Source organism: Vibrio eleionomae, from assembly GCF_009874545.1.
In the GTDB taxonomy this organism is placed as follows: Bacteria; Pseudomonadota; Gammaproteobacteria; order Enterobacterales; family Vibrionaceae; genus Vibrio; species Vibrio nitrifigilis.
This window is the reverse complement of the sequence record NZ_WEKT01000014.1, coordinates 63,985-87,653: the sequence shown is the minus strand read 5'-3', so window position 1 is coordinate 87,653 and position 23,669 is coordinate 63,985. Positions and strand designations below refer to the sequence as shown.

At 42.1% G+C, this 23,669-nt stretch carries 21 protein-coding genes; 13 read left to right on the top strand and 8 right to left on the bottom strand.

The window, feature by feature from the left end:
• Window positions 1-196: 196 nt before the first annotated feature.
• Window positions 197-1,681, top strand: a complete 1,485-nt coding sequence (gene dtpA, locus F9817_RS10255) for a dipeptide/tripeptide permease DtpA (protein ID WP_161155145.1) — start codon at window positions 197-199, stop codon at window positions 1,679-1,681.
• Window positions 1,682-1,772: 91 nt separating this feature from the next.
• Here dtpA and hemH read toward each other — a convergent pair whose 3' ends face one another.
• From hemH to htpG, 3 genes are all read right to left on the bottom strand, one after another.
• The gene (gene hemH, locus F9817_RS10250) at window positions 1,773-2,735 is read right to left on the bottom strand and encodes a ferrochelatase (protein WP_161155143.1); all 963 of its coding nucleotides are present in this window, start codon (window positions 2,733-2,735) and stop codon (window positions 1,773-1,775) included.
• A 198-nt stretch (window positions 2,736-2,933) separates the two neighbouring features.
• The gene (gene adk / locus F9817_RS10245) at window positions 2,934-3,578 is read right to left on the bottom strand and encodes an adenylate kinase (protein ID WP_161155141.1); all 645 of its coding nucleotides are present in this window, start codon (window positions 3,576-3,578) and stop codon (window positions 2,934-2,936) included.
• 260 nt (window positions 3,579-3,838) lie between these two features.
• A complete protein-coding gene (gene htpG / locus F9817_RS10240) occupies window positions 3,839-5,740 on the bottom strand; it encodes a molecular chaperone HtpG (RefSeq protein WP_161155139.1) in 1,902 nt (633 codons plus the stop codon).
• Window positions 5,741-6,010: 270 nt separating this feature from the next.
• Here htpG and F9817_RS10235 point away from each other — a divergent pair, with 270 nt between their 5' ends.
• The 3 genes from F9817_RS10235 to F9817_RS10225 all read left to right on the top strand — a co-directional run bounded on the left by F9817_RS10235 (window position 6,011) and on the right by F9817_RS10225 (window position 7,850).
• Window positions 6,011-6,940 carry a transcriptional regulator gene (locus F9817_RS10235; RefSeq protein WP_161155137.1) on the top strand — a complete coding sequence of 310 codons (930 nt, stop codon included), beginning with the start codon at window positions 6,011-6,013 and terminating at the stop codon, window positions 6,938-6,940.
• Window positions 6,941-6,950: 10 nt separating this feature from the next.
• Window positions 6,951-7,466 carry a regulatory protein ToxS gene (locus tag F9817_RS10230; RefSeq protein ID WP_161155135.1) on the top strand — a complete coding sequence of 172 codons (516 nt, stop codon included), beginning with the start codon at window positions 6,951-6,953 and terminating at the stop codon, window positions 7,464-7,466.
• Between the two features lie 90 nt (window positions 7,467-7,556).
• Window positions 7,557-7,850 carry an Rdx family protein gene (locus F9817_RS10225; RefSeq protein ID WP_161155133.1) on the top strand — a complete coding sequence of 98 codons (294 nt, stop codon included), beginning with the start codon at window positions 7,557-7,559 and terminating at the stop codon, window positions 7,848-7,850.
• Window positions 7,851-7,888: 38 nt separating this feature from the next.
• Here F9817_RS10225 and yfcE read toward each other — a convergent pair whose 3' ends face one another.
• Complete coding sequence (yfcE, locus tag F9817_RS10220; RefSeq protein WP_161155131.1) at window positions 7,889-8,437, bottom strand: phosphodiesterase; 549 nt, start codon at window positions 8,435-8,437, stop codon at window positions 7,889-7,891.
• 306 nt (window positions 8,438-8,743) lie between these two features.
• On the opposite strand from yfcE, the gene F9817_RS10215 reads away from it, so the two are divergent.
• The 3 genes from F9817_RS10215 (at window position 8,744) to F9817_RS10205 (ending at window position 11,672) form a co-directional block, all read left to right on the top strand.
• A complete protein-coding gene (locus F9817_RS10215; protein ID WP_161155129.1) occupies window positions 8,744-9,658 on the top strand; it encodes a TIGR01777 family oxidoreductase in 915 nt (304 codons plus the stop codon).
• A gap of 20 nt (window positions 9,659-9,678) precedes the next feature.
• Window positions 9,679-10,509, top strand: coding sequence for an SDR family oxidoreductase (locus F9817_RS10210; protein ID WP_161155127.1), 831 nt, complete (start codon window positions 9,679-9,681; stop codon window positions 10,507-10,509).
• Window positions 10,510-10,817: 308 nt separating this feature from the next.
• Entirely contained in the window at window positions 10,818-11,672 is an 855-nt protein-coding gene (locus F9817_RS10205) for a co-chaperone YbbN (RefSeq protein WP_161155125.1), read from the top strand.
• A gap of 32 nt (window positions 11,673-11,704) precedes the next feature.
• Here the strand turns inward: F9817_RS10205 and cueR are convergent, their stop codons facing one another.
• The 3 genes from cueR to zipA all read right to left on the bottom strand — a co-directional run bounded on the left by cueR (window position 11,705) and on the right by zipA (window position 15,356).
• A complete protein-coding gene (cueR, locus tag F9817_RS10200; RefSeq protein WP_161155153.1) occupies window positions 11,705-12,118 on the bottom strand; it encodes a Cu(I)-responsive transcriptional regulator in 414 nt (137 codons plus the stop codon).
• 270 nt (window positions 12,119-12,388) lie between these two features.
• Window positions 12,389-14,413, bottom strand: coding sequence for an NAD-dependent DNA ligase LigA (gene ligA / locus F9817_RS10195; RefSeq protein WP_161155123.1), 2,025 nt, complete (start codon window positions 14,411-14,413; stop codon window positions 12,389-12,391).
• A 76-nt stretch (window positions 14,414-14,489) separates the two neighbouring features.
• Window positions 14,490-15,356, bottom strand: a complete 867-nt coding sequence (gene zipA / locus F9817_RS10190) for a cell division protein ZipA (protein WP_161155121.1) — start codon at window positions 15,354-15,356, stop codon at window positions 14,490-14,492.
• Window positions 15,357-15,604: 248 nt separating this feature from the next.
• On the opposite strand from zipA, the gene cysZ reads away from it, so the two are divergent.
• The 5 genes from cysZ to crr all read left to right on the top strand — a co-directional run bounded on the left by cysZ (window position 15,605) and on the right by crr (window position 20,656).
• Window positions 15,605-16,351, top strand: a complete 747-nt coding sequence (gene cysZ, locus F9817_RS10185; RefSeq protein WP_161155119.1) for a sulfate transporter CysZ — start codon at window positions 15,605-15,607, stop codon at window positions 16,349-16,351.
• A gap of 308 nt (window positions 16,352-16,659) precedes the next feature.
• Window positions 16,660-17,625, top strand: a complete 966-nt coding sequence (cysK, locus tag F9817_RS10180; RefSeq protein ID WP_161155117.1) for a cysteine synthase A — start codon at window positions 16,660-16,662, stop codon at window positions 17,623-17,625.
• Between the two features lie 297 nt (window positions 17,626-17,922).
• Window positions 17,923-18,180, top strand: coding sequence for an HPr family phosphocarrier protein (locus tag F9817_RS10175; protein ID WP_161155115.1), 258 nt, complete (start codon window positions 17,923-17,925; stop codon window positions 18,178-18,180).
• A gap of 134 nt (window positions 18,181-18,314) precedes the next feature.
• Window positions 18,315-20,039 carry a phosphoenolpyruvate-protein phosphotransferase PtsI gene (ptsI, locus tag F9817_RS10170; protein WP_161155113.1) on the top strand — a complete coding sequence of 575 codons (1,725 nt, stop codon included), beginning with the start codon at window positions 18,315-18,317 and terminating at the stop codon, window positions 20,037-20,039.
• Between the two features lie 107 nt (window positions 20,040-20,146).
• On the top strand, window positions 20,147-20,656 hold the full coding sequence (crr, locus tag F9817_RS10165) for a PTS glucose transporter subunit IIA (protein WP_161155111.1): 510 nt from the start codon (window positions 20,147-20,149) through the stop codon (window positions 20,654-20,656).
• Between the two features lie 81 nt (window positions 20,657-20,737).
• Here the strand turns inward: crr and F9817_RS10160 are convergent, their stop codons facing one another.
• Window positions 20,738-21,889: a 2-octaprenyl-3-methyl-6-methoxy-1,4-benzoquinol hydroxylase gene (locus F9817_RS10160; RefSeq protein ID WP_161155109.1), complete on the bottom strand. Its 1,152-nt coding sequence runs from the start codon at window positions 21,887-21,889 to the stop codon at window positions 20,738-20,740.
• A gap of 302 nt (window positions 21,890-22,191) precedes the next feature.
• Here F9817_RS10160 and miaB point away from each other — a divergent pair, with 302 nt between their 5' ends.
• Complete coding sequence (gene miaB, locus F9817_RS10155; RefSeq protein ID WP_161155108.1) at window positions 22,192-23,616, top strand: tRNA (N6-isopentenyl adenosine(37)-C2)-methylthiotransferase MiaB; 1,425 nt, start codon at window positions 22,192-22,194, stop codon at window positions 23,614-23,616.
• Window positions 23,617-23,669 lie beyond the last annotated feature (53 nt).

Sequence of the window (23,669 nt, the reverse complement as noted above, 5' to 3'; positions counted from 1 at the left end):
GTTTTATATTCTACAAAATTACATGGTTGCGATTAATTATTTCAACCTGTATACGTACAATCCGAATAAAAGTCTTTAAATATAGACAAATATAGTAGTAATTAACTTACTCCTTTTAGGATCACTTCTTTTGAGTCCGATCCAAACAGATGCATAACACACTCCGCGCCAGCGGATTCTATACAGGAACTTCCAGATGTCTGACTTGAACACTTTCAAGCAACCTAAGTCGTTCTATTTGATTTTTTCAATAGAATTTTGGGAACGCTTTGGTTTCTATGGGATGCAAGCCATCCTAACGGTTTACTTAGTGAAAATTTTAGGCATGGATGAATCAACTTCATTCGTGCTATTTGGTGCTTTTTCGGCACTGATCTACGGTTTTGTTGCTGCCGGTGGGTGGTTAGGTGATAAAGTCATTGGAACGAAGCGAGCCATTACACTCGGTGCGATTATTCTTATGGTGGGTTACGCACTATTAGGTGTATCAACCACAAGCCAACATATTGGTGGTTCAACCCTCATCTTTATCGCAATGGGCTTTATCACTGTCGGTAATGGCTTGTTCAAAGCGAACCCATCAAGCTTGCTAGCAAAAGTGTACGATGAAAACGACCCTCGACTAGATGGTGCGTTCACTATGTACTACATGGCCATCAATATCGGTTCATTGATCTCTATGATTCTAACACCAATTATTGCTGAAAAAGCAGGCTACGGCATGGCGTTTGGTGTGAGTGCAATCGGCCTAGCAATTACCGTTGTTATCTTCTTAGCTTACTTGAAAATGTTAAAATCAGTGGGCTCTCCTGCCGATCTCGCGCCTGTGAACAAAAGTAAAATGCTGATGGTCATTGTAGGCTCCGTGATTGCGAGCTTCATTTGCAGCTACTTATTACAAAACCTATTCCTTGCGCATGGCATTTTAGTCATTGCTGGGCTGGCGATTCTATTCTTCTACTTTAAAGAAGCATTAAGCATGACTGGTATTGAGCGCCAAAAAATGTTTGTCGCATTTATACTTATGCTTCAAGGCATTGTGTTCTTCGTTCTTTATTTCCAAATGCCGACGTCACTGAACTTCTTCGCTATTCATAACGTAAGCCATGATCTATTTGGCTTTAGTGCCGAACCTGAACAGTTCCAAGCACTGAACCCGTTTTGGATTATGATTGCTAGTCCGATACTAGCGATTATTTACGGAAAATTAGGCGATAGCCTGTCTATGCCATTTAAATTTGCTATTGGTATGGCGTTATGTGCGCTTTCATTCCTTGTTCTATCTTGGGGTGCAGGTTTCGCTAATAGCCAAGGTATCATCAGCTCAAACTGGTTGGTATTAAGTTACCTATTCCAATCGATTGGTGAACTGTTGGTTTCAGGTCTTGGCCTAGCCATGGTTGCCCAATTAGTCCCTCAGCGTATGATGGGCTTCGCAATGGGTATGTGGTTCTTAACATCAGCCACAGCAGCCGTTATCGCAGGCTGGGTAGCAAGTTTGACTTCTGTACCATCGAACATTACTGACGCAAACCAATCGCTTGTTATCTATGGCGATGTATTTGGTAAAATCGGCTACACCACTGCCGCAATTGCTGTCATCACTTTCATCATTGCACCAAAACTAACGAAGGTGAGTCGTGGTGAGAGTGCTTCTGTAGCTCAACCAGCAGAAGCCTAATCCGTTCATCTCATGAACAAAAAAACCTCGTGAATCTCACGAGGTTTTTTATTAGCAACAAAGCAATGTTCAGAGCGACTATTGAGGTTTATTACTGGTTAGCTTCAATTAACGCTTTCATCATTTCTATATGTAAGTCACTGTCGTTTAAACATTCAACATAATGAAAATCTGTCCCACCTGCTTGTTCGAATATATGGCGGTTCTCGACTTTTAATTCTTCCAGTGTCTCTAAACAATCTACTGAAAACGCAGGTGAAATGATATCGACTCGTCGAACACCTTGCTCAGGTAAAGACGCCAATGTCTTATCAGTATATGGCTGTAACCACTCTTCTTTGCCAAACTGAGACTGATACGTCATCATTATTTGGTCAGCCTCAAGACCTAATTCTTGGCGCAGTAGCTCGGTCGTCTGTATGCAGTGCTGAGGATAAATATCACCATTATCTGCATAGCGCTTAGGAATGCCATGATAAGAACAGACCAACTTCTCGCCTTGTCCATTTTGCTGCCAAGAGCTCCGAACTTTATCCGCTAGCGCTTTAATGTAACCAGGATGATCATGATAGTGATTAATAAACACCAGCTCAGGTACTACTGGCATCGTTTTGCATACTTTAGCTAAACCATCAAACACAGCTGCCGTTGTTGTTGCTGAGTACTGAGGATATAAAGGAAGAACGATGATTCGTTCCACACCTTGAGCAAGTAATGCCTGTACCCCTGTATTTAAACTAGGTTCCCCGTAAGTCATGCCCAGCTCAACTGGCAGTGACAATGCATTGGCTAATTTTTCTTGTTGGCGTTTAGAATACACCAGCAGAGGAGAACCATCATCCATCCAAATAGACTGATATAACTTTGCTACTTTGGGCGATCGAATCGGTAAAATAATGCCATGTAAAACTGGACACCATACCCAGCGAGTTAAATCAACAACGCGTTTATCATGCAGAAATTCACCAAGAAACCGCTTTACTGCAGGTGCTGTAGGAGCCTCTGGGGTTCCCAAGTTAGCTAACAAAATGCCCACTTTTTTATTATTTTGCATGGTATCCTTCTATTTACAAACAGAGAACATAATACCTCTATCTCACCATTACTTAGCGAAGAGCTCAAGGTGAAATCAACGATTGTTACTATAGGAACGCTCTATTTTTTAACGGGTGGCGATCTAATCAACAAACCATAAAAAAAGCGACCGACTGGCCGCTTCTAACTATAACAAATTAATCACATTTTGGGGTGATTAAGACAGAGCTTTCTCGATGTCAGCACTCACTTCTTCAACCGCTTTAGTACCGTCAAATTTTAGGTACTTAGTGTTACCTGCCGCAGCTTCTTTACCGTAGTATTCGATAAGAGGTGCAGTTTGAGTGTGGTACACGTTAAGGCGTGCACGTACAGTTTCTTCTTTGTCGTCATCACGAACAACAAGAGGTTCACCTGTTACGTCATCTTTACCTTCTTCTTTAGGTGGGTTGTACACTACATGGTAAGTACGACCAGAAGCAAGGTGAGCACGACGACCAGCCATGCGCTCAACAATTACATCATCAGCAACATCAAATTCAATAACGTAATCTACATTAACGCCAAGCTCTTTTAGGCCATCAGCTTGAGGGATTGTGCGAGGGAAACCGTCTAGTAGGAACCCTTTTTCACAATCATCTTGAGCGATACGCTCTTTGATCAAGCCTAGAATGATATCGTCAGAAACAAGCTGACCTGCATCAATAACAGATTTTGCTTTTTTACCAAGCTCAGTACCTGCCTTAATTGCAGCACGTAGCATATCACCAGTAGAAATTTGTGGAATACCGTATTTCTCTTGGATGAATTGAGCTTGCGTGCCTTTACCAGCACCTGGAGCACCTAAAAGAATGATGCGCATGTTAAATCCTCTTAATAAACTTAATAGTTATACCGAAGCTCACAGCCTGTTACGTAATAACGGAAAGTTTCGGTATAAGGAAATCAATCCCTAAACGGCGTGTAAAAATACACGCGATATTATTCACATTCAAGTCGGGCATTCTATCACAACTTTTCTCATTACAGACGTCCAATCACATCGTTATTACTGCAAACTGCCTCGTTATAGAGAAAAGAAAGGCTCGCTGTTGGGCGAGCCTCGATAAGTTTATAAACCGACTATTTAATTAATAGTTGGTTTACCGCCGTCAAGAACTGAGATGGATCTTCCATTGAGCCACGTTCAGCTAACATAGCCTGCCCAAGTAGTACCTCAACCCAACGACCAAATGCTTCTTCGTCTGGCTCATCAGCCATACGTGTCACCATGGTATGTTCAGGATTGATCTCAAGAATATATTTCACATCAGGAGCAGCTTGACCTGCTGCTTCCAACAATTTGGCCATTTGCGTACCCATTTCAAAATCATCGGTCACAACAACAGCTGGCGTCGATGCCAATTTGAAAGTAGTACGAACGTCTTTCACACGCTCGCCCAAGTAAGATTTCACACGTTCAACAACAGACTTAAACTCTTCTTCTGTCTCTTTGTGTTTCTCTTTTTCTTGCTCATCTTCAAACTGACTCAGATCCAGACCAGCCTTAGTGATTGATTGGAACTGTTTGCCATCAAATTCAGTCAAGTAGTTCATCAACCACTCATCGATGCGATCGTACATCAGTACGACTTCCAACCCTTTTGACTTGAATTGCTCCAAGTGTGGGCTGTTTTTTGCAGCGCTGTAACTGTCTGCAGTCAAGTAATAAATCTTATCTTGACCCTCTTTCATACGAGAAACGTAATCAGCAAGCGATACATTCTGCTCTGAAGAGTCTTCATTGGTTGAAGAGAAGCGCAATAGACCTGCTACTTTCTCTTTATTAGACATGTCTTCAGCTGGGCCTTCTTTTAGTACGAGGCCAAATTCTTTCCAGAATGATTGATATTTTTCCGCATCGTTTTTCGCTAAGCTTTCTAGCATCTTAAGGACACGTTTAGTTAACGCACTACGTAATGAGTGAGTCACTTTATTATCTTGTAAAATTTCGCGAGATACGTTCAATGGTAAGTCGTTAGAATCAATCAAGCCACGCACGAAACGTAGGTATGACGGCATAAACTGCGCTGCGTCATCCATAATAAACACGCGTTGAACATACAGCTTAAGGCCGTGTTTATGGTCACGGTTAAACATATCCCAAGGCGCTTTGGATGGAATGTATAACAAGCTGGTGTAATCATTTTTACCTTCAACTCGGTTATGTGCCCATACAAGTGGCTCAGCAAAGTCATGGGTAACATGTTTATAAAACTCTTTATACTCATCATCTGTTACGTCAGATTTGTTGCGAGTCCAAAGCGCTTGCGCCTTGTTAACTTGTTCCCAATTAGTCTTACCGGTTTCTTTACCTTCTTCATCTTTTTCTGCGACTTGAAGATAAACTGGAATGCTAATGTGATCTGAATATTTGGAAATCACATCACGTAAACGCCATTCCGATAGAAACTCTTTACCCTCTTCACGGAGATGTAGGATAATATCCGTGCCACGGGATTCTTTATCAACAGTTTCAATGGTATACTCGCCTTCGCCTTTTGAATACCACTGCACAGCCTCTTCGGTTGCCACACCCGCAGCGCGAGTACGAACCGTTACTGCATCAGCAACAATGAATGCAGAGTAGAAACCAACACCAAACTGACCGATTAACTGTGAATCTTTAGTTTGCTGTTCAGAAAGTTTAGAAAAGAATTCTGCAGTACCTGATTTCGCGATTGTACCTAGATTTTCGATCACGTCATCACGGGTCATACCGACACCGTTATCTGAAACAGTGATGGTATTTGCCTCGGCATCAAATGAGAGTTTAACGCCTAAATCAGCATCGCCTTGATACAATTCTGGATCTGACAGGGCCTGAAAACGCAGCTTATCTGCCGCATCAGACGCGTTAGAAATAAGTTCACGTAGAAAAATTTCTTTGTTGGAATACAAAGAGTGAATCATCAAATGAAGTAATTGTTTTACTTCTGATTGAAAACCACGTGTTTCTTTATTTGTTGTAGCAGTTTCGCTCATATCCGCTCCATTACATCAAAACAATTGCATTTCACTCACTGTGAAATGTTCGGTCAAACTTTGCTAAATAGATGAGGACAGTAAATGTAAATTCAAGGTCAAAGCGCATAAAAACAATGTTTTTTGCATTTGTTTTGTTTATGCTTAGCAGAGTTTTTATCAAGGAAGATAAAATAATGCTAGAATCTTAACTCTCTCTTAACTCATTGACATGGAAGATACCTAAAGGTAAAAAGTCAAAAAATCTAATACTTATAAAAGAAGATATCGATGAGTAACATTGGTCCAAAGTTTATTCTTGATGATAGATTTTCCTTTGATCCCACGAGTAACTCATTAGTTGATAAAGAAGCTGACGATGAAATTGTACGCTTAGGTAGCAATGAAAGTCGTATTTTACTAATGCTGTCGCAACGTCCAAATGAAGTAGTAACTCGAAATGAGCTACATGATTTTGTTTGGCGGGAACAAGGTTTTGAAGTGGATGATTCAAGCTTGACTCAAGCTATTTCTACCCTTCGAAAAAATCTAAAAGACTCAACCAAATCACCTCAATTTGTCAAAACGGTGCCAAAACGCGGGTATCAGCTCATCTGTAATGTTAATATTATCAATGAAGAGCTGACTGAATTACCCCTAGATGACATAGACACCCACGATAAAGCAGAGCCTGTAGACGTTGAAGAAACCACATCAGTAAAAGAGTCACTGCCAGACTCTCAAGATGTCGAGATTCACCATGATGCAAACGTTACAGAACCAGACACTGCGATTGAGGTTAGTTCAACTAGTTTACAAAATGATGAAAATCAAACCTCAGTAAATCAAAAAAAATCTAAACGCAGCGATTTATTGACCAAGGTTATGATTGTTTTCGCTATTTTATTACCAATTGTCGTTTTAATCGGAATGGGACCAACCCCTTCTAAATTTCGCGACTTAACCTCTTATAACGGTATTGAAGTAACGACAGCAACTAACCAACCTGATTTATCAGAGTGGCTACCTTCTATAAAACTGTGTATTGACTCATACACGAAAAGACATACGGATTCGTCAAAAGCCACCAAAATCATCGCTACAGCCGGGCAAGATAACGTTTTAGTTCTGAACTACATACATGTTCCAGAAGACTCCGACGATAACTTTACCGTGCGAATTTTGGCCAACCAGAGCGATCTCACGAAGATTTGCCGATAAGTGGTGGGGTATGACTAAAAAATTAGCAACGATTATTTTGTCCATTTCAGTCCTATTTTCTCTTTGGCTTTACCTTTATAGTGACTTGAAAGTTGAACAATTGCTGTCGTCTCGTGAATGGCAATCTCGCATCTTAACCAAGCTTGAACCTGACCGTTCAGTGGGTCCATTAACCCTCGTCGATGTTACATCAAACATGAAATATTTACCGAACGGTACCTACATTCGTGTTTCTGTTATGAAACTCTATTCCGCCGAAGATAGCCCAGAAAAACCGGATAGTGTCGTTAACATTTCAGAGACGGGAGAGTGGGATATGAGCGACAACTATCTACTCGTTACTCCGAAACAGTTTAAAGACGTTTCTACGAGCCACAGCCGTGATTTTTCTAAAGATCAGCTGAAACTCATAACGCAATTTTTTAAAATGGATGCCGAGCAAAGCCGTCGTATCGATATTGTCAATGACAAGACGCTGTTACTGACCAGTCTTAATCATGGTTCTCAACTTTTGTTTAGTAACTGATTAAGATGGCACCAATATCCAGCAAATATACTGCTGATAATAGAAAGGGTAGCTCAGCTACCCTTTCTATTATCTATCTAAGGAGCAAATATGACGAAAGCTAAGATTGAAATTTACTATTGCCGTCAATGCAATTGGATGCTTCGAGCTAGTTGGATGGCTCAAGAGTTACTGCATACCTTCAGTGAAGAACTCGATAGTGTTTCTTTACATCTCGATACCGGCGGTCATTTCGAAATTTTTTGTAATGGAAAGTCTATCTGGGAAAGAAAAAAAGATGGCGGATTTCCTGAAGCAAAAATACTAAAACAGAAGGTACGGGACGAGATAGATCCTGAACGAGATCTAGGCCACGCAGACCGAACTACCCCGCCAGAAGCATAGTAATGAGAGGGAGCACTCATCCCTCTCAAAATCAGTGCTCAGGCTATCTGAGTCTGTTTAATTACATCCCCATTAAAACTCATCACCGACAGTTCAGTACCATCTAAAATTCCGTAGCTTGCTGCAAACTCATTACGTGGAAAAGTGACAGAACCGGGATTAAAAATAAATTGTGACTCTATTTTTTCCGCCACCGGGATATGAGTATGTCCATGAGCAACAACGTCATTTTCACGTAGTGGTGGCAGTTTATTTTGGTTATATAAATGTCCGTGAGTAAGAAATAATCGTTGCCCTGACTCCAACAGAACCCAAGCAAAATCACTCATCATAGGGAAAGAGAGTAACATCTGGTCTACTTCACTGTCGCAGTTGCCACGAACGGCTATAATACGGTCGGCATACTCATTTAATCGCTCAGCAACAGCTGGTGGATTATACCCTTCAGGAACCGGATTACGTGGGCCATGATTTAGCACATCACCAAGTAAGACCAAAGTTTCAGCTCCTGACTGTAAAAACGCAGCAATAGTTTTCTCTGTTGCGGGCAAAGAACCGTGTAGATCAGATGCAAAAAATAATTTCATAGTTTACCTCGTTGTGATTTATCCGCATTGTACGTATTTAGTGCTAAATCGTCACCTAGAGACCCTAGTAAACGAAGACAAGACAAATATTGGCAGAAGCTTATGATTATCATAAGCTTTAATATAAGTGGTCATATCAAGAACTCACACTCAGCACACACCCAAATCGCTTGAGGGTTGTTATAATTAAACTTTCTTATACGCTTCGCGCACTTTTTCTATCTTTTAGGATATAGGCAGGGCTAACCTTACTCAGTAAGTATGAATAGTCATCAACCACCATTTCAATTCACTTAGGGAGGCATAATGAAAATTTTAATTACCGGTGGAACGGGACTCATCGGTAGGGAACTGATAAAGCTTATCATGACCCATCATTTGGTGGTATTAACGCGAAACATTTATCAGGCTAGGCAAAAACTGGCTCACATTAGTAACTCCAATCTCAATTTCATCCGCTCTTTAGATGAACTTTCAACGCTTGATGACTTTGATGCTGTTATTAATCTGGCGGGAGAACCTATTGCGGATAAGCTCTGGACCAAACAACAAAAAAAACGGATATGCGATAGTCGCTGGTCCATCACTCAACAGCTCGTTTCCTTGATTCAAGCTAGCAGCAATCCGCCTCGCGTTTTTATAAGTGGTTCAGCTGTCGGTTACTATGGTGATCATCAAGCCAGTCGTTTTGATGAACGTGTGGAAGTTCATAGCGAACGATTCTCTCACTATGTCTGTGCTAATTGGGAAAAAATCGCCTTAAACGCGAAAAGTGACAACACCCGAGTGATTCTTTTACGAACTGGGGTTGTGCTTTCAATGGACGGCGGTGCAATGAAAAAAATGCTGCTGCCTTATCAACTCGGGTTAGGTGGCCCTATTGGTAATGGCAAACAGTTACTTCCGTGGATACATATGGTCGATATGGCTAGAGCCATCGTTTATCTTCTTGAATGTGAATATGCTCATGGCGCATTTAACATTACAGCCCCTAATCCCGTCAGTAATAAAGAATTTAGCAAAACACTTGCCCACACGTTAGGGCGACCACATTTATTATTTACTCCCAAATGGTTAATCAAGTTACTGATGGGGGAATCTTCCGAACTTCTTCTTGATAGCCTAGGAGCTAAGCCGAGACGTTTGATCGATGCAGGCTTTCAATTTCATTTTTCCCGAATAGAACCCGCTTTGAGTAACTTACTGCATCATCACCATTAATTTTCTATAGGATCTTCACCATGACGACTCACGCCATTCTCATTACAGGCTGTTCAACAGGCATTGGCTATATGGCTGCTCATGCATTGCATCAACGAGGTTATAAGGTGATTGCTTCTTGTCGCAAGCAAAGTGATGTAGAACGATTAATTGCCGAAGGCCTAACTTGTATTCATTTAGACTTAGCCGATGAAAAAAGTATTGATTCTGGAGTCAAACAGGCTTTAGAGCTCACAGATAATAAACTTAGCGCTCTGTTCAACAATGGCGCTTTTGGCTTAGCCGGGGCATTAGAAGATCTTTCTACCGCAGGCCTTAGAGAACAGTTCAACACTAATGTATTTGGTTGGCATCACTTAACCACACAACTTATTCCTCATTTTCGTCAACTTGGCTATGGCCGCATTGTCCAAAACAGCTCAGTGCTGGGCTTTGCCGCCATGAAATATCGAGGCGCTTATAACAGCTCAAAATTTGCTATTGAAGGCTGGAGTGACACACTAAGGCTTGAACTTGCTGGAACAGGTATCCATGTGTGCATAATCGAACCAGGGGCAATAGAAACTCAATTTAGAGCCAACTCTTTAGCGGCGTTTAAACAATGGATTGATATTGAGTCCAGTATTCATAAAGAGCAGTATCAAAGCCAAATCGATCGCCTATCTCGGTCTCAATCTCGTAATAAATACGCACTACCAGCACAAGCATGCTTAGCCCCTCTTATTCATGCTTTAGAATCACCAAAACCTAAATTACGCTATCGAATTACCACGCCAACCAAAGTGATTGCAATATTAAAACGTCTACTTCCGGGAAAGACAATCGACAAAATTTTGCTTAAATCCTCTTAAACGATAAAGTTGTCATTAATTGGTCACATTTCCACCGCACAATGCTAATCCTATGCTTGATTAGCTGTGTGAGTAGAAACGCCATTATGTCTCTCAATCAATGGAACTGGCTTGGTGTCTTCGTCGCGGTAATGTTATTTATCGTATTCTAGCGCCATAGCCATCGAATTCCGGATCTTATTGCATCACAAGATCCGGATATTTTCCCCTCACAGCTAAAAGAGATTACTCACTTTACCTTGAATTCTGCTAACTTAACCCCATCTAATCGATAGGTTCCGCATTCTGCCGAGTTATAAGGATTCACCATGCAATCACCACACATTATTGAAGTAAACCAAACCAACTTTCGTGACGTTTTAGAGAGCTCGATGGCGAGCCCAATCGTGTTTTACTTCTGGGCACCAATGAGTGAGGAAAGTGTGCAAATGCTGCCACAAATGCAGCAATTAGTGCAGAAATATAATGGTGCATTCAAATTAGCACAGCTAAATTGTCAAGAGGAACAAGCGATCGCTGGTCAGTTTGGTATCCAAGCACTACCAACCATTGCTGTTTTTATTCAAGGTCAACCTGTTGATGGTCTTGGTGGTCCTCAACCACTCGAAGCAATTGAAGCGATGTTATCTCGTCACTTGCCAAGTCAGGATGAGCGCAATGTGCAAGAAGCCTTAACCCTAATACAAGAGCAAAAACATGCTCAAGCCTTGCCTTTGTTACTGAACGTAGCAGAAGATTGGCAGAAAAAGGGCGAGGTTAAATTGGCTCTGGCTGATTGTTACCTAGAGACTCAACAATTTGACGCAGCAGAGTCTTTATTAAAAGCGATTCCACTAGAATACCAAGACGGGTATTACAAAAGTTTATGTGCCAAGCTTGAACTTCACCAACAAGCGTCTAACAGCCCTGAGTTACAAGCGTTAGAACAGTCCTACCAAGCTAATCCCGGAGATGCAGCAATTGCCAGTGAATTGGCGACACAATATCATGAAGTATCACGTGATGAAGAAGCATTAGACCTATTGTGGTCATTCTTGAAAAAAGACCTTAACACTCAAGATGGTGATATGAAAAAGACCTTTATGGATATTCTCAATGCCCTTGGTCAGGGCAACGCATTAGCAAGTCAATATCGTCGCAAACTTTATTCATTACTTTACTAAGTATTTCACTTATCCATGTAACACTGGGCGATTTACGACTCAGTGTTACAATGACAACAATGCCCTTTTAAATCTTCAATAATCGGGCATTCACTATTTTCATCTCCTGGACACTCGTTAACCCACTCTTGCAATTGTTGCTGTACTAACTGTAACTCTTGTAATTTTTTCGTGACTTGCTCTAATTTTTGCTGCGCACGTTCTTTTACCGCCATACTTTGACGTTGTGGATCATTAGCTAAGTTAATCATTGCTTTACACTCATCCAAGCTGAACCCAACCCGCTTACAACGTGCAATAAGCAATAAATCATCGATGTGAGTTTGCTGATAGGTACGATAACCGTTATCAGAACGTAATGGCGGTTTAATTAACCCTTTATCTTCATACAGACGGATAGATTTAGCGGTTAAACCTGTTTTCTTTGCCACTTCACTGATATTCATCATCCTGAGCGCCCTCTTTCATTCATTAAACTCGACCCAATTTATACCAATTCTACTGATGATGTAATCATATTATTGCTTAGCATAAATCATCAAAAACAAGGAAAAATAACAGTCATAGTCATGCTGATGATAAAAACTCTAACGCCATTATTGGTGATTTTATTCAGCACGAATGATCAGATAATTAATAAAAATTACCAAATACTCAAACAAAAAACCCCGCTATTTCGCGAGGTTTTGATTAACAACAAGTTGAATATAGAGATTTTAGGAATTAGCGTTAAACAAATCTAATAAGTCTTGTTCTGTTTTCACTTCTACACCTAACTCTTGCGCTTTTGCCAATTTAGAACCCGCAGCTTCACCGGCAAACAAGATATCCGTATTCTTCGATACACTGCCAGTGACTTTCGCTCCCATAGATTGTAGAGCTGCTTTAGCGTCACTACGAGTCATCTGCGATAAACTCCCAGTAAGTACCACAGTCTTACCCGCCAATGGTTGAGAGGCTTCTGCTTGTTCGTCTTTGGCAGCAATATCTGGCCAATGCACACCATATTCTCGTAACTGTGCAATAACCTTCTGATTATTCTCTTGCTCAAAGAAAGTCTGCACATGGTTCGCCACAATATTACCAACATCAGGAACCGCAACGAGTTGTTCAACATTAGCCTCCATGACCGCTTCTAACGTCAAAAAATGCTGGGCTAGGTTAAGTGCTGTTGCTTCACCCACTTCGCGAATACCTAATGAATACAAAAAACGAGGTAGCGTTGTCGCTTTTGCTTTCTCTAATGCATCGACGACATTTTGTGCCGATTTAGGTCCCATTCGTTCTAAGATGGTCAGTTGCCCTGCGGATAATTTAAACAACTCCGCTGGCGTATGTACCATCTCTTTATCGACCAATTGTTCGATCACTTTGTCGCCTAAACCATCCACATCGAGCGCTTTACGAGAGACAAAATGCTTTAAAGCTTCTTTACGTTGCGCCTGACAGACTAACCCGCCAGTACAACGGGCTACTGCTTCACCCTCAACCCGCTCTACTTCAGAACCACACACTGGACACCCTGTAGGGAACACAATCGCTTTTGCATCTTCCGGACGGCGCTCTTCAACGACTGATACAACCTGTGGAATAACATCCCCTGCGCGACGAATAATCACTGTATCACCAATCATCACACCAAGACGCGCAATCTCATCCGCATTATGTAGGGTTGCATTACTGACTGTCACTCCACCGACAAATACAGGTTCGAGCTTGGCAACAGGCGTAATGGCCCCCGTACGCCCCACTTGAAACTCCACATCATTCAAACGAGTCATCTCTTCTTGAGCCGGGAACTTATAAGCAATAGCCCAGCGAGGAGCTCGTGCTACAAACCCAAGCTGCTCTTGAATATCGATATCATCCACTTTGATAACGACGCCATCAATCTCATAAGGGAGATCGGGACGACGCACCATAATGTCTTGATAAAATGCTTTTACCTCTTCCGCATTATTGACTCGTTTGGTTTCTGGGCTCATTGGCAGCCCCCAGCCTTTCAGCTGTAAAAAGCGTTCATAGTGACTATCAACGAGTTCACCCCCTTCAATGACACCCACGCTATAAGCATAAAATGCCAGTGGACGCTTTGCTGTAATACGCGAGTCTAGTTGACGTAAACTCCCAGCGGCAGCATTACGAGGGTTAACAAAGGTTTTTTCACCCCGCTTAATCGCTTCTTCATTTAAACGATTAAAGCCAGCTTTAGGCATAAAGACTTCGCCGCGAACTTCAATACGAGTTGGCCAACCCGATCCACTTAGTTTGAGCGGAATTGATTTGATGGTACGGACATTTTCGGTGATATTTTCACCCGTCGCCCCATCACCACGAGTCGCCGCGCGAACTAACACTCCATTTTCGTAAAGAAGGCTTACCGCTAACCCATCAAGTTTTGGCTCACAACAAATTCGGCTTTCTTTGACTGCTGGCACTCTTTCTCCCATGCGACGAAAGAAAGCGTCAAGTTCATCGTCATCAAAGACGTTATCTAATGACAGCATCGGAATATCATGAGTCACCGATTCAAAACCCGATAATGGAGCACCGCCAACACGTTGACTAGGAGAATCAGGAGTAATTAGCTCCGGGTGTTCTTGCTCGATATTAAGCAGTTCACGCATTAAGCGGTCGTATTCCGCATCTGGGATACTAGGATCGTCTTCTACGTAATAACGGACAGCATGATAATTCAGGGTCTCGCGTAATTCTTGTAGTCGTTGCTCTACATTCTGCATCGTTATTATTCTCTCGAATGATGAAAAAAGGCTCCCGACACGGAGCCTTAATAAAAGGTCGATTAGCTAGAGAGTACTATCCCTTAGCCGAAGTTTTACTTTTAAAATCACGAATCTGCTGGCGATAAACTTCTAAGCGATTTGGCGTCATTAGGTTACGAGCATCATCGAGTACATTACCACCCATATCATCCGCAATTTGCTGAGCGGTTTTGAGCATAAGCTTAAAGTTTTGCTCCGGTTCACCAAAACACGGCAGGGTCATAAAAAATGAAATACCTTTGGTGGTAAAGGTGTCCGGCTCATCATGCTCTAATGTACCAGGCTGCATCATATTCGCGACGCTAAAGAGCACTTTCCCTGTACCAGACAGATCCGCATGACGATGAAAAATATTCATCTCGCCATACAACAAGCCATTTTGTTGCATACTATCAAATAGCTTCGTGCCCACAAACGGTTCATTGCCCGCACAATGCACATTTAAAACCAATACTTCAAGTTGCTCTTCTTCTGGTTCAGGCTCGATAACCGGCTCTTCTGCTGCGAGTGGAGAAACCAAAGGTTCATCAAATGCTTTAGGCTCTGTTTGCTCATGATGTTCTTGGATAACATCCTCAGTTGCCGTGTTATCGTCTTCTTCAAGTGAATTAAATACCACTGGTTCAGCATCGACATCAGCGTCTGATCTATCCGCGTTAAATGATCCAATCAGCGGGTCATCATCCGCATTCGAAGACTCACCAGCAAAGTTGATCTCTCGTTCGTCTTCCTCGCCTTCCTTTACTGAAGACGATTCATCTTGGTCTACGTCTATTTTACGTAACGGCCTTTCACCAAATTTGGACTTTCCTTCTTTTTTTGAGGTCCAAAGACCGTGAAATAGCAAAGCGGCTATCGCTAGCCCGCCAACAATTATGAGTACGAATCGCAATTCCTGCATTTTTAACTCTCAGTTTCTCGATTTTTGATGTTCTGAGCTCTGCGCCTGTTGTTGAACTTCGTTGACCAAGATAGGCTTATCAGTCAGTGTATTGGAATACTTTACCAAAACTCCCCCCCTATTTAGAACAACTTAATGTTAGAAGTTAAAGGGAAGTGGTGATTTTTGCACAACTTTTATGTATCTATGGGTTAGATGCCATACAATAACAGCTCAAAATTGAGTAATTCGCTAATCGGAAGATATAAATGCAACCAAAACAACGTTCAGGCTTTGGCTACTTTTTCTTTGGACTAGAGCTTGCCTTTGCTCCGGATATCCGACGCTTTGTCATATTACCACTGCTCGCTAATATAATCTTAGTTGGAGGGGCGCTCTATTTTCTATTTGACCATCTTGGTGTTTGGATTGATCAGTGGATGCAACAGCTGCCTGACTTTTTGTCCTGGTTAAGCTATCTGCTGTGGCCGCTATTAGTTATTACGATCTTAGCCACGTTTTCATATTTCTTCAGTACGTTAGCCAACTTTATTGCGGCACCTTTCAATGGACTACTCGCAGAAAAAGTAGAAATAAAGCTTACTCAAAGCAAGCCCAACGATGATGGGGTATTGGATGTTATTAAAGACATTCCACGGGTGATGAGTCGAGAATGGCGTAAACTTGTTTATGTCGTCCCCAAAGCACTTGGCTTGTTTATCTTAATGCTTATTCCCGCATTGGGACAAACGATAGGCCCAATCGCTTGGTTTATTTTTACAGCTTGGACTCTCGCTATCCAATATTGTGATTACCCATTTGATAATCACAAAATAGACTTTCATGCGATGCGAAATGATTTGAAACAAAAACAAGGTAAAGCCTATGGCTTTGGAATTATCGTTTCAGTTTTAACGACGATTCCCATCGTTAACCTTTTTGTGGTTCCCGTTGCGGTATGTGGTGCAACGGCGATGTGGGTAGCGGAATTCCAGCATCAACATAAAACAAAATAGCCTAGTTCCAGCAGGTTGTTTTGTTTAAGCAGTAACAAAAAGAGAGTCTGCGTGATAACCCAACAGTATTGCGAATGTGTAATACAGGGGATATTGTGGCCAGGAAATTAATAAGTAACTTATTGTTAGATATATAAATTCACCATACAAGCTAATTCATTAACATTAGCGTTTCATATGGAATTTGGATATATATCATATAACTTTTTAGTTCTTTTACCTTATTGGTGAAGTGAATATGCTTTTCACATATTCACTTCGATATACAGATATCGACACGAACCCGTGCGAAATGAAGGAACATCACAATGAGCAAAATCTACGAAGACAACTCACTCACTATTGGTAACACACCACTCGTTCGCCTAAATAAAGTTAGCAAAGGCAATGTTCTGGTCAAAGTAGAATCTCGTAACCCTAGTTTCAGTGTTAAATGCCGTATCGGCGCTAACATGATTTGGGATGCAGAAAAATCAGGAAAACTGAAAGCTGGTGTTGAACTTGTTGAACCAACAAGTGGTAACACAGGTATTGCTCTCGCCTTCGTTGCTGCCGCTCGTGGTTACAAATTAACGCTAACTATGCCTGAGTCAATGAGCCTTGAACGTCGTAAGCTACTAAAAGCACTAGGCGCAAATCTTGAATTGACTCCAGCAGCTGGCGGTATGAAAGCAGCCATCAGCAAGGCAGAAGAAATTGTCGCAAGCAACCCAGAAAAATACTTGATGCTACAACAATTTAACAACCCAGCGAACCCTGCTATTCATGAAAAAACAACGGGTCCAGAAATTTGGGAAGCGACTGAAGGTAAAGTAGACGTATTTGTGGCAGGTGTAGGTACAGGCGGCACATTGACTGGTACTTCTCGTTTCCTTAAAAAACAAGGTAAAGAGATTACTGCAGTAGCGGTTGAACCAGCAGAATCACCAGTAATCACTCAAGCTCTTGCTGGTGAAGAAATCAAACCAGGACCACACAAAATCCAAGGTATCGGCGCTGGTTTCATTCCTGAAAACTTAGATTTAGAAATCATCGACCGTGTAGAGACTATCCCTTCAGACGATGCGATCGCAATGGCTCGTCGTCTAATGGAAGAAGAAGGCATTCTTGCTGGGATTTCATCAGGTGCAGCAGTTATTGCGGCAAACCGCCTAGCAGAACTACCTGAATACAAAGATAAAACTATCGTTGCTATCCTTCCAAGCTCTGGCGAACGTTACCTATCTACAGCGCTATTTGCAGGCCTTTTCTCTGAGAAAGAGAATCAACAGTAATATGTAGTGAAATCAAATTTTGATTGAAAAAAGCCCCTATTAGGGGCTTTTTTGTTGATTCTAGCTTGACCTTTGGTAATATCGAGCGTGTTTTATTTTTCGCTTCAAAATAAAGAGGCGTACAAGTTTGTCCCGCGATCGCCCAAGACCACTATAGGCACAGCGCTCGCATAGAAATAATCATTCTCATTACTGTGACAGGAAAATGTACGCCACTATGGCGAATTTTTCTCTATCAAGGTAAAGTAAGAACGATTAACAATCTTACAAAAAAATAATTTAATTGGGGTATATCACATGTACGAGAAGCAAGTAGAAATTACTNCAGAAAACGGTCTTCACACTCGTCCAGCAGCACAATTCGTAAAAGAAGCTAAAGCTTTTGACGCGGACATCACTGTAACTTCAAATGGTAAAAGCGCTAGTGCAAAAAGCCTTTTCAAACTGCAAACACTAGGCCTTGTTAAAGGTACTTTAGTGACTATTTCAGCTGAAGGTGCACAAGCTCAAGAAGCGGTTGATCACCTAGTTGCTCTTATGGACCAACTTCACTAATCAGATCATTTCTATTCAAGCCATTTTGCGCGTGCAAAATGGCTTTGTTAGAAATTAGGTATGACAATACTGAATATCTGACAGTAGTCATACCTCCATTTCATGTTTACAGATGACCAGTTTAAGGTAAGGCTATGATTTCAGGCATCCTAGCATCTCCTGGTATTGCTATTGGTAAAGCATTACTACTTCAAGAAGATGACATTGTCCTCAACACCACTCATATCTCCGATGACCAAGTAGACGCTGAAGTTCAACGTTTTTACGACGCTCGTAACAAGTCAGCACAACAGCTTGAAGTTGTTAAACAAAAAGCACTTGAGACATTCGGTGAGGAAAAAGAAGCAATCTTCGAAGGCCACATCATGTTGCTGGAAGATGAAGAGTTAGAAGAAGAAATTCTTACTCTTATCAAAGAAGAAAAACTTCACGCAGACAACGCAATCCATACCGTCATTGAAGAACAAGCTTCTGCTCTTGAATCACTAGACGACGAATACCTAAAAGAACGCGCAACAGACATCCGTGATATCGGTACTCGTTTCGTGAAAAACGCACTGGGTATCAACATCATTTCTCTTAGCGATATCAGCGAAGAAGTCATTCTTGTTGCATACGATCTCACTCCATCTGAAACAGCTCAAATCAACTTAGATTACGTTCTAGGTTTTGCTTGTGATATCGGTGGTCGTACGTCTCATACTTCAATCATGGCACGTTCATTAGAACTTCCAGCGATTGTAGGTACTAACGACATCACAGCGAAAGTAAAAAGCGGCGATACTCTGATCCTTGATGCAATGAATAACAAAATCATTGTTAACCCATCAGACGCTGAACTTGCTGACGCGAAAAGTGTACAGCAATCTTTCCTAGCTGAAAAAGAAGAGTTAGCGAAATTAAAAGACCTTCCAGCAGAAACTACCGACGGCCGCACTGTTGAGCTATGCGGTAACATTGGTACTGTAAAAGATTGTGACGGTATCAAACGCAACGGTGGCGAAGGCGTTGGTCTGTACCGTACTGAATTCCTATTTATGGATCGTGATGCTTTCCCTACAGAACAAGAGCAATACGAAGCCTATAAAGAAGTTGCAGAGTCCATGACTGGTCAATCCGTGATTATCCGTACTATGGATATCGGTGGTGATAAAGATCTACCGTACATGGATCTGCCTAAAGAAATGAACCCATTCTTGGGTTGGCGCGCTATCCGTATCAGCCTTGAGCGTCGTGAAATTCTACGTGCTCAGCTACGTGGTATTCTACGCGCATCGGCTCACGGTAAGTTACGCATCATGTTCCCAATGATTATCTCTGTTGAAGAGATCCGCGAACTTAAAGCAGCCCTAGAAGAATACAAAGCTGAACTTCGCAGCGAAGGTTACGCTTTCGATGAAAACATTGAAATCGGTGTAATGGTTGAGACTCCTGCTGCTGCAGCAATTGCTCACCACCTTGCAAAAGAAGTGTCATTCTTCTCAATCGGTACCAACGACTTAACGCAATACACATTGGCAGTTGACCGTGGTAACGAAATGATTTCACACCTATACAACCCGCTGTCACCTTCAGTGCTTAATGTGATCAAGCAAGTGATTGACGCATCTCACGCAGAAGGTAAATGGACTGGTATGTGTGGTGAGTTAGCAGGTGACGAACGTGCAACTCTACTACTTCTGGGTATGGGTCTAGATGAGTTCTCTATGAGCGGCATCTCAATTCCGAAAGTGAAGAAAGTAATTCGCAACACAAACTTCGCTGAAGTAAAAGCAATGGCTGATGAAGCTCTAACACTGGCAACAGCAGCAGAAATTGACGCTTGCGTGCAAAAATTCATTGCCGAAAAAATCAAATAATTGAAGTGACACCAATACATTAGACGATTAAAAGTAGTCGTCTAATGTCCTCGATTGGTATACTATACTTCGACAGAAATATTTTTAAACGTTAGGAGCATGACACAATGGGTCTGTTTGACAAACTTAAAAAGCTAGTCTCTGACGACAGCGCTGACGCAGGTGCAATCGAAATTATTGCGCCACTTTCTGGTGAAATCGTAAACATTGAAGATGTGCCAGATGTCGTGTTCGCTGAAAAAATCGTTGGTGACGGTATCGCTATCAAACCTTCTGGTGACAAGATGGTAGCTCCTGTTAACGGTACTATCGGCAAAATTTTTGAAACTAACCACGCTTTCTCAATCGAGTCTGACGATGGCGTAGAACTATTCGTTCACTTCGGTATCGACACTGTTGAACTGAAAGGCGAAGGCTTCAAACGCATCGCTGAAGAAGGCCAAAGCGTAAAAGCTGGTGATACTGTTATCGAATTTGATCTTGCTCTTCTTCAAGAAAAAGCAAAATCAACGCTAACACCTGTCGTTATCTCTAACATGGATGAAATCAAAGAGTTGAACAAACTTTCTGGTTCTGTCACTGTTGGTGAAACACCAGTACTACGTGTAACTAAATAAGTTTTTTAGTTAACATGCATTAAAAACGCTGCCTTTCGCAGCGTTTTTTTGTGGTACTTTTTTACTCAAATTCACAGTAGCCTAGAGACCTAACGCGTAACGCAATACCTGCTTTTTAATAGGTCCAGCATTTTCCGCAACTTTCAATAATGCATTCCGTGCAGCTCTCAGTGGCGGTAATTCGTTACTGAACGTCTTGTAAAAGAAATCCATTCCCGATTGCATGAGTAGATTATCTGGGCGACGACGGCGTTCGTAACCTTGGAATTGAGATAAAGTAAGGGCTGACCCTTTTGCTGTTTCTTCTAACAGCACTGCCACATCTTTAAAGCCCAGATTAACCCCCTGCCCTGCTAATGGGTTAATTGTATGAGCAGAATCCCCAACTAACACACAACCATGACTCACATATTTCTGAGCATGACGACGAGTAAGTGGGAAGCTCCCTTTATCAAGAACCTTTATATCACCAAGCTCAGCGGGAAAATGAGCCAGTATTTCCTCACGTAACTGATTTGGTGTCTGTGAAGAAAGCTGTCGAATTCTTGCTGGTGAGTCATACCAAACTAGCGAGCCTTGGTGACCATTAAGAGGTAAGAAAGAGCGAGGTCCACTTGGAAAAAATTGTTGCCAAGTGACGTCTTGTTGAGCCTTTGCGGTTTCAACATTAATCAACATACAGTGTTGGCGATAATCCCAAGCGGTCACTCCGATATGAGCACATTGACGAACCTTGGAGTTGGCACCATCGGCACCAACAACCCAATCAGCTTCTAACACTTCACCGGATTCAAGAGTGATGCGTTTCCGTTCATCACCAGTAATTGAATCTAACCGTTCAGGGCAAAATAGAGTGAGATTCGGGTGCTGTGCAAATTGAGCCCATAATCCAAGCTGAATAACCCGGTTTTCTACCATATAACCCAGTAGATCAATACCAAGGTCATCACTGTGGAATCGTGTACGACAATCAGGATGTTCCCACGTTTCTAAACCTCGATAAGGGCAAACACGCATCGCTTTAATCGCTTCCCATGCGCCAAGTTGGTTTAGCAAATCAACAGATGTTTTTGAAATAGCGGAAATTCTGACGTCCATCGGTTGCTCTGGCGCAAATTTTTGAGGAGAGTGCCCTTCTACCAGCGCGACCGTATGCCCTTGTTTCGCCCAACCAAGAGCAAGTGCAGCTCCGACCATGCCGCCACCGATTATTACTACGTCAAATGTCTTCATATGTCCTATTTCTTAACCAAAACCATCTCTGTGGGTATTGTACGTAGCCCATCAATTATTGCGAATTATTTTGTAAAAAAACCTTGCTTTTGCAATGGGTAAAACCCAGATATGACAATGCTTTTAATAGATTTCGTGTCATGACTAGTCAGTGCCTTTTGAAAGAAGTACAATACGCCGCTTACTCACCTTGGGGTGGCGTAAAAATAAGCGATACCTAAGCCTCTTCCTCCTGCTATTCTTCAAATAGAGGTGGCTTAGGTATAATCAAACAGATGAACTATTAAACGAGCGAAAGTGAGATGAGTAAGAAACTGCTAATAAAAACTTGGGGCTGCCAGATGAACGAATACGATTCGTCTAAAATGGCCGACCTGCTTAACGCTGCGAATGGCTATGAGCTAACAGAAGAACCTGAGGAAGCAGACGTCCTACTATTGAACACCTGTTCTATTCGTGAGAAAGCGCAGGAAAAAGTGTTCCACCAATTAGGTCGCTGGAAAACACTAAAAGATAAAAAACCGGGTGTCGTTATCGGCGTCGGTGGTTGTGTTGCAACTCAGGAAGGCGATCACATCCGTGAACGCGCACCGTTCGTTGACGTTATCTTTGGTCCACAAACGCTACACCGCCTACCAGAGATGATCAAACAATCACGTGACGATCATGCTCCGATCATGGATATTTCTTTCCCTGAGATTGAAAAGTTTGACCGCTTACCAGAACCTCGCGCTGAGGGGCCAACTGCTTTCGTCTCCATTATGGAAGGTTGTTCAAAATACTGCACTTACTGCGTCGTTCCTTATACACGCGGTGAAGAAGTCAGCCGTCCAATGGATGATGTGTTGTACGAAATTGCGCAACTAGCGGAACAAGGTGTACGTGAAGTTAACCTTCTGGGCCAAAACGTAAACGCTTACCGTGGCCCAATGTTTGATGGCGGTATCTGCTCGTTTGCAGAGCTACTGCGCCTAGTGGCATCGATTGACGGTATCGACCGTATTCGCTTTACCACAAGCCACCCACTAGAATTTACGGACGATATCATTGCAGTATATGAAGATACGCCTGAGCTTGTAAGCTTCTTGCACTTGCCAGTTCAAAGTGGCAGTGACCGTATTTTGACTATGATGAAACGCCCACATACCGCAATCGAATACAAATCGATTATTCGTAAACTACGCAAAGCTCGTCCTGACATCCAAATCAGTTCCGACTTTATCGTGGCATTCCCTGGCGAATCTGATAAAGACTTCCAGGACACCATGAAACTGATCCGCGATGTCGATTTTGATATGAGCTTTAGCTTCATTTTCTCACCACGTCCAGGTACTCCAGCCGCGGATTACCCTTGTGATTTAACTGAGCAAGTGAAAAAAGAACGTCTGTATGAACTGCAACAGCAGATCAACAGTCAAGCAATGCGTTACTCACGTCAGATGCTAGGCACCGAGCAACGCATTTTGGTAGAAGGCCCATCGAAGAAGAACCTAATGGAACTTCGCGGTCGTACTGAAAACAACCGAGTTGTGAACTTTGAAGGCTCAGCTGACCTTATTGGCCAATTTGTCGATGTAAACATCGTTGATGTCTTCCCTAACTCATTGCGCGGTGAATTAATTCGTACTGAAAAAGAGATGGACCTTCGTGTTGTAACTTCTCCATCAGAAATGATGGCGAAGACTCGTCGCGAAGATGAGCTAGGAGTTGCTACTTTTACTCCTTAAGCTCGTATAAACTGTCATTAGGTGCCCGGTCGTAATCGGGCATTCTTGAATGA